General features: G+C 30.8%; 13 protein-coding genes and 1 tRNA gene. 8 read left to right on the top strand and 6 right to left on the bottom strand.

Annotation, left to right across the window (positions count from 1 at the left end; genetic code table 11):
* Positions 1-43: 43 nt before the first annotated feature.
* On the bottom strand, positions 44-814 hold the full coding sequence (locus AVANS14531_RS08890; RefSeq protein ID WP_336612130.1) for an exonuclease domain-containing protein: 771 nt from the start codon (positions 812-814) through the stop codon (positions 44-46).
* Positions 815-862: 48 nt separating this feature from the next.
* Between AVANS14531_RS08890 and AVANS14531_RS08885 the strand changes: the two genes are divergently transcribed.
* A complete protein-coding gene (locus AVANS14531_RS08885; RefSeq protein ID WP_336612129.1) occupies positions 863-1,333 on the top strand; it encodes a hypothetical protein in 471 nt (156 codons plus the stop codon).
* On the opposite strand, the gene AVANS14531_RS08880 is transcribed toward AVANS14531_RS08885, so the two are convergent.
* Positions 1,334-1,738, bottom strand: a complete 405-nt coding sequence (locus AVANS14531_RS08880) for an acyl-CoA thioesterase (RefSeq protein WP_239817551.1) — start codon at positions 1,736-1,738, stop codon at positions 1,334-1,336.
* Positions 1,739-1,932: 194 nt separating this feature from the next.
* On the opposite strand from AVANS14531_RS08880, the gene AVANS14531_RS08875 reads away from it, so the two are divergent.
* Together AVANS14531_RS08875 and AVANS14531_RS08870 are read left to right on the top strand one after the other, a co-directional pair.
* A tRNA-Glu gene (locus AVANS14531_RS08875) sits at positions 1,933-2,007 on the top strand.
* Positions 2,008-2,098: 91 nt separating this feature from the next.
* Positions 2,099-3,301 carry a uracil-xanthine permease family protein gene (locus AVANS14531_RS08870; protein WP_336612128.1) on the top strand — a complete coding sequence of 401 codons (1,203 nt, stop codon included), beginning with the start codon at positions 2,099-2,101 and terminating at the stop codon, positions 3,299-3,301.
* Between the two features lie 40 nt (positions 3,302-3,341).
* On the opposite strand, the gene AVANS14531_RS08865 is transcribed toward AVANS14531_RS08870, so the two are convergent.
* The 3 genes from AVANS14531_RS08865 to AVANS14531_RS08855 are packed head-to-tail and all read right to left on the bottom strand — an operon-like array spanning position 3,342 to position 5,340.
* Complete coding sequence (locus AVANS14531_RS08865; RefSeq protein WP_336612127.1) at positions 3,342-3,635, bottom strand: hypothetical protein; 294 nt, start codon at positions 3,633-3,635, stop codon at positions 3,342-3,344.
* An 11-nt stretch (positions 3,636-3,646) separates the two neighbouring features.
* Entirely contained in the window at positions 3,647-4,558 is a 912-nt protein-coding gene (locus AVANS14531_RS08860) for an SAM-dependent methyltransferase (RefSeq protein ID WP_336612126.1), read from the bottom strand.
* Positions 4,555-5,340, bottom strand: a complete 786-nt coding sequence (locus tag AVANS14531_RS08855; RefSeq protein WP_336612125.1) for a M23 family metallopeptidase — start codon at positions 5,338-5,340, stop codon at positions 4,555-4,557. Before AVANS14531_RS08855 ends, AVANS14531_RS08860 begins: the two co-directional genes overlap by 4 nt.
* A gap of 151 nt (positions 5,341-5,491) precedes the next feature.
* Between AVANS14531_RS08855 and AVANS14531_RS08850 the strand changes: the two genes are divergently transcribed.
* Genes AVANS14531_RS08850 through AVANS14531_RS08830 form a run of 5 tightly spaced genes read left to right on the top strand, consistent with a single transcriptional unit; the run spans position 5,492 to position 9,092 of the window.
* Positions 5,492-5,794: an HMA2 domain-containing protein gene (locus tag AVANS14531_RS08850; protein ID WP_239817556.1), complete on the top strand. Its 303-nt coding sequence runs from the start codon at positions 5,492-5,494 to the stop codon at positions 5,792-5,794.
* On the top strand, positions 5,787-6,227 hold the full coding sequence (locus tag AVANS14531_RS08845; RefSeq protein WP_239817557.1) for a hypothetical protein: 441 nt from the start codon (positions 5,787-5,789) through the stop codon (positions 6,225-6,227). The genes AVANS14531_RS08850 and AVANS14531_RS08845 overlap by 8 nt, the downstream gene beginning before the upstream one ends.
* A gap of 12 nt (positions 6,228-6,239) precedes the next feature.
* Positions 6,240-6,467 (top strand): hypothetical protein, encoded by a 228-nt coding sequence (locus tag AVANS14531_RS08840; protein WP_239817558.1) that lies wholly within the window; start codon positions 6,240-6,242, stop codon positions 6,465-6,467.
* Entirely contained in the window at positions 6,467-7,042 is a 576-nt protein-coding gene (locus tag AVANS14531_RS08835) for a YtxH domain-containing protein (protein WP_336612124.1), read from the top strand. The genes AVANS14531_RS08840 and AVANS14531_RS08835 overlap by 1 nt, the downstream gene beginning before the upstream one ends.
* Positions 7,017-9,092 (top strand): heavy metal translocating P-type ATPase, encoded by a 2,076-nt coding sequence (locus AVANS14531_RS08830; RefSeq protein ID WP_336612123.1) that lies wholly within the window; start codon positions 7,017-7,019, stop codon positions 9,090-9,092. The genes AVANS14531_RS08835 and AVANS14531_RS08830 overlap by 26 nt, the downstream gene beginning before the upstream one ends.
* Positions 9,093-9,681: 589 nt before the next feature.
* On the opposite strand, the gene AVANS14531_RS08825 is transcribed toward AVANS14531_RS08830, so the two are convergent.
* A partial coding sequence (locus tag AVANS14531_RS08825; protein WP_336612122.1) for a flagellin occupies positions 9,682-11,545 on the bottom strand: 1,864 nt, incomplete at its 5' end.

The following is an 11,545-nucleotide window of genomic DNA, read 5'->3' as shown; positions in this document are numbered from 1 at the left end:
ATGGGAGGAGTTTAAAAAGAATTTGAAATAGGAATTTCAAATTCTATAATAAGCCTAAAAATTTCTTAATTGAGTATTTTAAATCTTCATCATCTAAATTATTCATAGCCCATAATAAATAGCCATTATCAATAGCCCTAACCTCATCAAAGCTTTTACCTTTGTATTTGCCAAAGCCAAATTTTGTGCTAATAATAGGAAGTTTTGTGATTTCGTGCAGTTCTTCATAGCTTTTGTGCTTTAATAATTCATCTAATAATAATTTCATAACCAAAACATCGCCTATTGCATCATGAGCTTTTATAATTATTCCTAGTCTTTTTGCTTCAGCTTGCTCAATTTTATAAAGCCCTAAAAAATATCTTAAATACTGCAATCTGTGATGATTAAAATCAGGGAAAATTGCCTTAGCGCATTTATAAGTATCAATTAATTTATAATTGTTTTTAAAGCCTTCTTTTTCTAGCATTCCTAAATCAAATTTAATATTATGTGCTATTAAATAATTTTCGTTTGAATTATATTCATTTAGCATTTTTGCAAATTTTGTTTCGTGAAATTTCGGCTTATTTATAAGCATTTCAGGAGTTATGTTATGCACTTCCATAGCTTCATAAGCAATTTCTTGATCGCAACTACATAGCTCATCATAAATTAAAACATCTCTTTCTTTGATACTATCAAAAAGATTTTCGGCATATTCAATGTCTTTTGTTTCGTATTTTTCACTATCTAGCACCATAGCTCCAACTTGAATTATTCTATCAAGCTCGCCATTTCCAGTAGTTTCAGTGTCAAACAAAATATATTTCATTTTTATCCTTTATAATATTTAAAACTATTTTAACAATTAAGGATAATAATGATTAGTTCGCCAAATATTTTTAATGCAAAAATAATTACTTATACTGATTTTGGTTTTAAAACCTTTATAAAAGCAAAGCTTGAAAACACAGAAAAGCTAATAAAATTAGAGCTTTTGAGCGATATTTTTAAAGAATTTGAATTAGGAATTAACTCAAATATAAAAATAATTTTTCCTACAAAAATTATGCTAGCTAAGAACGAATGTGCCTTAAGACTTGGCGTTGAAAACGAATTATTTGGCCAAGTTATTAGCAAACTTAATAACGAGAAAATATATTCTTGTAGCAAAGAATTCAGCCCTAGCGAAAACGAAAGCAAATTAAGATATGTAAAAATAAACGCTTATAATCATATTTTTAGTATTTTATTAAGCGAAGAAGAAATAAAAGCTTTAAGTTTAAGCGAAAATGATGAAGTGATTTTACAACTTAATGCAAGTGAAATAAAATTAGGGATTTTAGAATAATTAAAATCCCTTATAGCGTTTTAGATTTTCATCTATTTTTATTTTTTCTCCGTTTTCATCTACATTTACATAAGTTAAAACAGCGCTTGTAACAGGCACGCAAACTCCATATAATTTAGGAGAGCAACGCTCAGCAATAACTTCAACTTGCACTTGAATAGAAGTATTTCCTACTTTTATTACTTTTGCGTGAAAACTTACTATATCTCCTACAAATACAGGCTTTTTAAAAGTCATTTGCTCTACTGCAATAGTTACAACTCTACCATTTGCTAATTCTTTAGCAGCTACTGCACCTGCTAAGTCTATTTGGCTCATTATCCAACCACCGAAAATATTTCCTGCGGGATTTGTATCTTGTGGCATTGCTACTAATCTTAATGTAGCTTCTTTTAATTCTTTCATATATTCTCCTTATAAAAAAGCCGTATTTTAAATATAAAAGATTAAAATAGTCGTTTTAGTGGTATTTTTTGGCATTAAAAACTAGGTTTTTAGAAAAATTTTAAAAAAATTAAAAAATTTTTTATAATTTAAGAAAACTTTAAGAATTTTCACATATAATAACGGCTTTTACAACACAAGAAAAACTTTTAAAAGGCCCATTCGTCTAGCGGTTAGGACATCGCCCTTTCACGGCGGTAACACGAGTTCGAGTCTCGTATGGGTCACCAATCCTCCTTTATGTTTATTTAATTTAATGAAAAAATCCTTTTTTACCTTACCCCTGTGAGATAATAACTCAAAATAAAAAAGGATTTTTTTATGTTTAAAGATGCAGTATCTGGACTTCAGATTTTATTTGTAGCTTTTGGTGCAATGGTTTTGGTTCCTTTACTTACAGGACTTAACCCTGCAATGGCTCTTTTAGGTGCTGGGTGTGGGACAATTATCTTTCAAATTATTACGAAATTTAAAGTTCCTATTTTTCTTGGCTCATCGTTTGCATTCATAACCCCTATAATTTATTCTATGAAAGAATGGGGAATTAATTCAACTATGTTTGCTTTATTTTGCACGGGATTTGTATATTTTATCTTCGCTGCAATCATTAAAACAAAAGGCGAAAAGTTTATTGAAAAGCTTTTTCCAGCAGTTGTAATTGGCCCTGTAATTATAGTAATAGGTCTTAGCGTTGCAGTAAGTGCAGCAGGAATGGCTATGGGTATGAGTGGCTCAACTCAAGTGATTGATAAAGATATAGCTTTAATGCTTTCTACTTTCTCATTCTTAGTTACTATTGTTATTGCTATTTTTGGTTCAAAAATGTTTAAATTAGTTCCTATTTTAATAGGTGCAATTTGTGGATATTTACTAGCTTTTGTTTTAGGCTATGTGGATACAACGGCAATTAAAGCAGCTCCTTGGTTTGCTGTGCCACATTTTGAGACACCTAGCATTAATTTTAGTGCAGCAATTTTTATGATACCTGTTGCAATTGCTCCTGTAATTGAGCATATTGGAGCGGTTATGGCAATTGGAGCAGTAACCAAAAAAGACTACACAAAAGACCCAGGCTTACATAGAACCTTAAGTGGTGATGGCGTTGGAGTTTGTGTTGCAGGTTTAATTGGTGGTCCTCCTGTTACAACATATTCAGAAGTAACTGGTGCAATTATGATTACAAAAAACGCACAAGTAAAGATTATGACTTGGGCTGCAATATTTGCGATTTGCCTTGCGTTTGTAGGTAAATTTAATGCGATTTTAAGTTCTATTCCATTACCTGTAATGGGCGGTGTTATGATACTTTTATTTGGAACAATCGCAAGCCTTGGTGTAAAAACCTTAGTTGATGCTAAAATAGATTTAACTAATAATAAAAACTTAGTAATCATAAGCTCTACTTTGATAGTAGGCGTTGGCGGATTAAGTGCAAATTTTGGAAGCATTTCGTTTTCTGGAGTTGGGCTTAGTGCTTTACTAGCTATTGTTTTAAATCTAATCTTGCCTAATAAACAAGATTAAAAATTAAGGAATTTGAAATAGGAATTTCAAATTCCCAAACTTAATTTGCAAATATTCTAAATCCAACATCAATTAAAACTAAAATAATTAAAATTGATATTAAAATATTTAAAGTATTATTATTTTTAGGTTTTAGCTCTTTTTTTGCTTTTTCAATTTTATTTAATTTATCATTTAATTGATATTCAAATCTATTTTGCTCTTCTTGAATATTTTTTATTTGCTCTTTAAGCTCTACATTGCGAGTTTTAAGCAATGATTTTAATTCGTTTTCAAGTTCGCTTATGGTGTTTGCATCAACCTTGATTAATTCTTTTTTGTTTTCTTCTTTCATTTTGCCTCCTTTTAATTTATTTTACTAAATTCTAAACAATGAAAATTATCACTAAATCCAAAGAATAAATACTTTATAGCATTAGCGTATTTTATATCGCTAAACTCATCTACTCCAAACTCCATTAAAGCTCTTGATTGCTTTTTAAAACTATGCTTTAAATTAAGTTTTTTAAGATAATACTCAAATTCGTGATAATTTACATTCCAAGTTATATCGCATTTTCCAAATAATTCTTTTAAATTAGCGTTAAATGGGTCAATTAGCTCATGATTTTTAAAAATCCTAATGCTAAAATCATCTTTAACATAAGTATTAAAATAATCAAATGTAAGAAAATAAAAGCTTTTGCAATTTTTATTAATAGTTTTTAAAAACTCATAAATACTAGGTGAAAACTCACAATTACTAAAACCAAATTCATCTAAATATTCATATTTTTCATTATGATTTTTAAATACGATTTCATCATTTTCTATATATGCAAATTGCTTATTTTTATAAAGCTCACAAGCAAAGGCATCAAAAAGCTCATTTGCTAAGAAAAAGGCATTATCACTTACAAATTCATCTAAATAAAAATGTTTAAAATCCTGTTTTAAATTCTTCTTTTGCAAAGCTCTTAGATTATCGTGTGGTTCAATTATATTTATACTAATTTGCTTATAAATATCAGGGCGTTTGTCTTCTAAATACCTTAAAAAATCTCCCAACAAATACCCTTCATTTGCACCGATTTCAACCACATCAATAGGCAAACTCAAAATCTTTTCATCAACTAAAGAAATAAATCTTTTAGCACACAAAAAGCCAAAAAGCTCTCCAACACTAACAGCTGTATAAAAATCCCCACTTTTACCGACATTTACGCCTTGTTTATAATACTCTTTGCTCCAAGCATCAAAATATTTAGAAAATATCAATTAAAAGCCTTTGCGTTAAATTTCTCTACAAAATCAATCGGATCAACGCTAACTCCTTTTATAGCGATACCAAAATGAAGATGCGGCCCACTTACTCTTCCTGTATCTCCGCTAAGCCCAACGATATCTGATTGCTTAACAAAATCTCCAACTTTTACATTTATTTTACTTAAGTGATAATATTGAGAATACACTCCAAATCCATGATCAATCACAACACTTCCGCCTGAATAATATCTATCTTGTGCGATTACTACAACGCCATCATTACTAGCTGGAACGCTAACGCCAATTGCAGCTCTAAAATCAGTTCCTGAATGATAACTTTTAAGAGTATTTTCAAATACTCTTGCACTTCCAAATGGGCTTGTAATAACGCTATTTAATGGCAAAATAAAAGGCTTTTTTATATAGCTTTTTGGTGTGCTTTTTGCATAGATTTTAACTGCTTCATTATATTCTTTGCTAATTCTTTCTTGAAGTTTTTTATTTGGCTTTATGATTGATGGTTTTGCTAGTTTGATTTGCTCTTTTTTATATTCACCTTCTTTAACTAAAAAGCTATATTCTTTATCATTTAAAACAATGCTTAAAGTCTTATTGGCTGAGCGATAATTAGGAGCTAAGATTAATAAAGTTTTGCCATTTATAGGGTATTTTGAATAAGTGATTTCACTTTTACTAATCGTTGGATTTTGAATGCTAATATCAACTTTACCATTAATAAGGTCGTTTGATAATAAAATCGTGCTTAAAATCGTAATAAAAAATAATTTTTTCATAAAATTTCCTTAAAAATTTAATAACGGAAAGATTATCAAAATAGCTTAAATGCTAGGTTTTATCACTTTTTGATTATCATTATCTTATATATTTTATTTTATTTTAAGTTTTAAGGACTACAATTTTTAGCGTAAAACGAAAGGATTTTTGATGAATAAGGCAGAAATTTTAGAAAAAGTTTTAAAGTACATCACGATTACCCATCACACAAATGGGAGATTAAGACTTGATATTTCTAGCAAAATTAAAGAATTAAAAGATTTAGAAAATTACAATCTTGACGAAGTTTTTACACTAAAAGGAATTAACGAAGTAAAAGTTAATAAAATTTTAGGCAAGGTTACTATTTTATATGATTTTAACCTTATTAGCAAAGCAAGTCTTGATAATTTAATTAATGCGAAAAATATTGATGAAATTAATGAAGCCTTAAAGGAGCTTAACATTGCTTGAGCTAAAAATTGAAAATCAAGACTTTTTACAAGACTTAAAAAATAGTGAAATTACAAGAGCATTTGAGCTTGATTTAGCTAGCATAAAGCATTATGAATATTTCGCAAATTGCTTTAATAATGGCGTTTTAAGAGATATTTTAAATGCTAAATTACAACTTAGCCAAATTATGCAAAGTTCTAGCGAAACCTTGCTTATTGAATGTCCTTTAAATGATGCTTTTGTGATACTTTTAGCAAAAGAGTTTGAAATCGTTCAAGCTTATAAAATAGCTGCAACAGTTTGTAAAAACGAAACGCTAAAAGACCTTATTTTTAGGTTATGGGCAAGCTCTGTTAATGAGTATCAGGTGGCTTTAAGAAAAAGCCTAGTAACTAATGAAATTAATATGGATTCATTAGTTAATAATTTTTTAAAAGATATTTTAAAATAAAAGGAGATTACCATGCCAATTCCATTCATATTAGGTGCAGCTTTAGGCGTTGCTGCTGTAACAATTTATAATAAAAAAGATAGTATTAAAAAATGCATAAGTGAATTTAATTCAGAAGATTTTGCAAAAAATGCAGGAAAAATGACAGAAAACGCAATTTTAAAGATTTCAAATCTAAAACCTTGCTGTAAGTGTGAAAAAGAAGCAGCTAAAAAAAGCAATAAAAAAGCAGAAAAATAATGCTAACTTCAAGTAGAGTTCCGAACGACCATTTATTAAGTTCGGGACTAAATCATTTTTTTACAACGCAAGATTTTAAAACAAGTTTAAAGGCAGGTGCGATTTCATATTTTGCTATTAAAACTAGCAATGAAATTGCTAAAAAAGATTATAAAAACGCTTTGATTTCAGGCGTTAGCGGAATTTTAATAAATCAATTTTTAGGAGAAAAACAAATGGCAAATAATAATCCATATTTAAACAATAATTCAAATAATCAATGGAATAATAACTGGAACAATCCAAATTGTCCTTACAATCCATACTTAAATAACCAAAATTACAATAATCAAAATTTTAATCAAGCAAACAACCAAGGACTATTTAGCTCACTTACACAGCAAGGAAATGGTCTTTTTGGCTCTCCTTTAGTTAAAGGGATTTTAATAGGTGCTGCGGTTACTTATTTACTAAGCAATAAAGATGCAAAAGATACTTTAGCAAAAGGCGTTGCGAAATTACAAAATTTTGCTAGTGCAGCTATTGAAGAGTTTAAAGAGCAAGTAGAAGATGCAAAAGCTTCAATGCAAGAATAATTGTAAAATTATTCATCATTCTAAAAATCGTCTTAGAATTAGGCTAAATGCTCTAAATAATCTAAGCGATAATCATTTATTAGTAAGCGAGTTTAACCTTAGCTTTTCAGGTATTTTCGTAAGTGTTAATAATGCTGCAAAAAGTATAGTATTTACAAGCTCAAAAGAAATTACAAAAGAATTAGCCGAAAAAATATTAAGCTTTTTTAGCACTTATAATGTAAAGCAACTTGCAAAAGCAAAAGAAACTCCTAGCAAGGCTATGATTTATACTTCAGCCTTAGCATTAGCAAATAGCTATAAAACAAATCCTGTTTTTGATGCTGCTTTTTCAAAATTAAGCGCTATTCCACTACTTAAAGCTGGTGCTTTAGAGCTAGTAAATGAAGGTTTAACTTCTAAAGTGCTTGAAGCTGCAGCGGTTGGAGTAAGTCTAATTAGACAAGATTATAAAGCTGCAAATAGCACAAATCTAATGCTAAGCATAGGTGAATATATAGAAGAAAGTGTTGTGGCAAAAAGCGATGATTTGATAAAAGAACTAGCAAAACCACAAACAACTCATGCTTGGGTAGAATCTAATGGCGAACTTAAAAAAATTAGCACAAAAGACTTAAAAATAGGCGATATCGTTGTAGTTGGTCAAGGAGATAGCATTGCGGTTGATGGCTATATTGTTGATGGCGATGCAAGTATTAATCAAGTTTCTATGACAGGAGAAGCCGAAGCAGTTAGTAAAAGCCGTGGAGATAGGGTTTTAAGTGGGACTGTAGTAGTTGATGGGCGTATTAAAATATGGGCTGAAAGCGTTGGAGAAAACACATCAACCGCAAAAATATTGCATTATATGAAAGACTGCTTAGAAGAAAAATCAAAAATAGGTCAAAAAGCCTATAAATTAGCTGATAGCTTAGTTCCTGTTACGCTAGGACTTGCAGGACTTGCTTATTTATACAAAGGAAGTGCAGCGATGGCTAGCGTTCTTCAAGCTGATTATTCGTGCGCTTTAAAATTAGCAACTCCAGTAGCGTTTAAGAGTGCTATTTCTTATGCAGGAAAAAGACAAATATTACTTAAAGGTAGCACTGCATTAGAGAATTTAAGCTCGGTTGATACCTTTGTATTTGATAAAACAGGCACTTTAACTCATGGAGATTTAAAGGTTGAAAGCGTTCATGTATTTAGTCCAAAATACGATGAAAAAACCTTGCTAAACCTTAGCGCAAGTGCTGAAGAGCATTATTTTCACCCTGTTGCAGAAGCTATTGTAAGAGCTGCTAAAGAGCGTGGATTTTCTCACATAAATCACGGAGAAGTAGAATTTATCGTTGCACATGGTGTAAAAACAAGCATTGATAATGAAGAAGTGATTATAGGCTCAAGACACTTTTTAGAAGATGATGAAGGCGTTGATTTTTCTATCGCAAATGGCGAGATTAAAGAGCTTTTAGATAAAGGTTTAACTCTTTTATATGTTGCAAAAGCAAAAGAGCTTTTAGGTGTAATCGCTATGAAAGATGAAATAAGACATAATGCAAAAGAAGTCCTTGCAAAGCTTAAGCAAAACGGCGTAAAAGAGCTAATAATGCTAACAGGCGATATTAAAAGTAGAGCCGAAGAAGTGGCAAAGGAGCTTGGAATTGATAGAGTTTATTCAGAGCTTTTACCACAAGATAAAGCAAGTATTTTAGAGCAATTAAAGGCTGAAGGTAAAAAAGTTGCTTTCATAGGAGATGGTATAAACGACGCTCCATCGCTTGTAAAGGCTGATGTTGGTATTTCTATGCAAAAAGGTGCTGATTTGGCAAAAGCAAGTGCTGATATAGGATTACTAAGAGATGATTTTGCTTGTATTTTAGAAGCTAAAATGATAGCAAATGAAACTATGAAAAAAATTGATAAAAACTTTAGCACAACTGTTTGGGTGAATTCATTTATATTAGGTGCTGCTACTTTAGGCTTTTTAAGCCCTGCTGCAACAGCTTTTGCGCACAACGGAACAACAATAGCACTTCTAGCAAATGCTATAAAACACAAAAAATTATTTTAATTTTTGTATTCAAATTCCTATTTCAAATTCCAAGAAGTTTTTTAAAGAATTTGAATTAGGATTTTAAGTTAAAAAACGAGATTAAAAAATTTGAATTTTTAAGTAATTAATTTTATATATTTTATTTCTATAAATAATTCAAAAATAGCCTTATAAACTACAATTTAACTCTCATTATTCTTTTAATTAGACTAAAGCCTGATTAAAAGAATAACCTTAAGAGTTCTTAAATAAATAATACAAGCAAGCTAAATTCCTATTTCAAATTCTTAAAACATTTAAAGAATTTGAAATAGGAATTAAGTATTTAAAAACAATTAAAATCGTTTATTATAAAAACTATAAAAACACTATTATTAATAACTTTTACTCACTAAGGTTATAAACCTTAAATATTCACTCGCATTATTATTAGCAATTTATTTGCTAGTTTGTAATAATAGTCTCAAGAGTGGTGAATTAATAAAAAAAAGTAATTTCAAATTCTTATTTCAAATTCTTAAAAAGTTTAAAATGTTTTTTGATTATATATTTTAAAAAGTTAAAGAAGTAAAAAAGGTGCTAAGAGTAGCACCTTTAAATGTTATTACTACTGTAATAATCTCATTACGTTTTGTTGAACAGCGTTAGCTTGGCTCATTGCATAAACACCTGATTGAGCTAATATTTGGTGCTTACTAAATGTAGCACTTTCTTCTGCAAAGTCAACATCTCTAATATTACTTTCAGCAGCTTTAACGTTTACTTGAGTAACTGAAATATTATTTACAGTTGAAACAAGTTGGTTTTGAACAGAACCAAGGTCACTTCTGATTGCTTCAAGAGCTTTTTGAGCAGTTTCAGCAATATTCATCATAGCTTGTGCGCCTTTTAATGTCATAACACCTGCTGCGTAGCCGTTTTGGTTATCGCCGTTATCTCCTGCTTGCCATTCTTCATTATTAAAGCCCATTGCATCTGCTTGAGCTCTATTGATAGTAGCATTTGTTTCTCTTAAGCTTACTGTTGCTTCGCTAACATTCTTATCAAATCCGATTGCTGAGTTTGTAGTAAAGCCATTAGCATCTTTAATCTCTACTTGAATATCTCTACCATTATTTGCAACAAGGCTTAATCTTCCCATGTTTGTGCTGTTTTCGGTATTTAAGCCGATAATTGAAGTAAGACCTGCTTTATCAGGTTCATTCATACCAGCTTTAACACCTGCAAAGAATTGCTTAAATGAGTGAGCTATCATACCTTGTTTAGCTTCATCAGTATCCATAGTTTTACCATTTGCTGCATCAATTAATTTATCTAATTTTTGCTCAATTTTATCAATCGTAGCATTTGCACCTGATTTTGTTGTTTGAGCTCTTAAATCCTTAAATAAATCTGTAATTTCTTTACCCAAACCTGCTGCTGGACCTGTTGCAGGTTGATTATTTGTTAGATTTAATGCACCGATTTTCTCTGCAGCTAAAGTAGCAAAATCAACTTCCTTAGCACCTATTGGAGCACCATCTGTCTCAAAAGCCTCCATAGCATCACCAAGGGTTTTTAAATTTGCCACAGTTGTTGCTGTTTTACCTGTAGTTGCAGCTTGAACCATAGTATCTAAAGCACCATCCAAAGTAGCTACATCACCTGTTTGATTATATGCTGCTAGTTCTCCCCTAGCTTTAATCCCTGCATCTTCTACTGTGGTAGCATATGCCTTAGTTGCTGCAGCTATAACATCTGTAAAGGCAGTTTTGAAAGTACCTGCATCAGCAGCTGCTGAATGGGCTGTATTAAAAGTATCTATAGCTGTTGCTATTTCGCTAAAGCTTTTTGAATTATTTATTAAATCTTTTAATTTTTCAGCTGCTGCATCACCTTGAGCTTTTGCTACTTGACCAGCTGCTGTCGCAGGAGTAGCTGCTGCAGTGCTAATATAACCATCCATTGCTTTTAAAGCTTCTGATTTAAACTTATCTAAAGCTGCTTGCTCTTTTTCGTGGAAAGTATTATAAGCATTACTTGCTGCTGTAGCTTGCTTTGTCTTAGTTAAAGCATCGTTATAAATAGCTGCATCTTGCACTCCGTGAGCGTTTTTCACATCTCCGAATGTATTTTCTTTAATTAAAATAGAACCTGCATTTCCTGCTGCTGTAGTCCAAGTAGCATCATTACCTAAATCTACTCCTAATTTAGCATTAGGTCTTCCTGCTGCTCCTTGAGTTACTAAATCATGAATATCATTAGCGCCTGTTGGAACTTTAACGTTATCTTCTATTTTAATACCCCTACCATCTCTATTAGCAAGTACTAATCTACCCTTAGCATCTACAGAAGCTTCTACCCCTGTTTGATCCTTAACAGCATTAATCGCAGCTCTTAAAGCTCCGTTTCCGTCTTTTTCTTGAACATTTACTGTTCCAATCTTAACGCCATTAATACTAAAATTACTTGTAGTCTCACCTGCTTTAATA

Source organism: Campylobacter sp. Cr9 (genome assembly GCF_020138295.1).
Lineage (GTDB): Bacteria > Campylobacterota > Campylobacteria > Campylobacterales > Campylobacteraceae > Campylobacter_E.
This window is presented reverse-complemented; position numbering and strand designations above follow the sequence as displayed.

Bases quoted from the DNA above. Each gene is read 5' to 3' on its own strand.
- AVANS14531_RS08850 (WP_239817556.1), top strand. From the start codon at position 5,492: ATGAATAAGGCAGAAATTTTAGAAAAAGTTTTAAAGTACATCACGATT.
- AVANS14531_RS08885 (WP_336612129.1), top strand. From the start codon at position 863: ATGATTAGTTCGCCAAATATTTTTAATGCAAAAATAATTACTTATACT.
- AVANS14531_RS08830 (WP_336612123.1), top strand. From the start codon at position 7,017: ATGCAAAAGCTTCAATGCAAGAATAATTGTAAAATTATTCATCATTCT.
- AVANS14531_RS08855 (WP_336612125.1), bottom strand. From the start codon at position 5,340: ATGAAAAAATTATTTTTTATTACGATTTTAAGCACGATTTTATTATCA.
- AVANS14531_RS08870 (WP_336612128.1), top strand. From the start codon at position 2,099: ATGTTTAAAGATGCAGTATCTGGACTTCAGATTTTATTTGTAGCTTTT.
- AVANS14531_RS08835 (WP_336612124.1), top strand. From the start codon at position 6,467: ATGCTAACTTCAAGTAGAGTTCCGAACGACCATTTATTAAGTTCGGGA.
- AVANS14531_RS08890 (WP_336612130.1), bottom strand. From the start codon at position 814: ATGAAATATATTTTGTTTGACACTGAAACTACTGGAAATGGCGAGCTT.
- AVANS14531_RS08880 (WP_239817551.1), bottom strand. From the start codon at position 1,738: ATGAAAGAATTAAAAGAAGCTACATTAAGATTAGTAGCAATGCCACAA.
- AVANS14531_RS08840 (WP_239817558.1), top strand. From the start codon at position 6,240: ATGCCAATTCCATTCATATTAGGTGCAGCTTTAGGCGTTGCTGCTGTA.
- AVANS14531_RS08865 (WP_336612127.1), bottom strand. From the start codon at position 3,635: ATGAAAGAAGAAAACAAAAAAGAATTAATCAAGGTTGATGCAAACACC.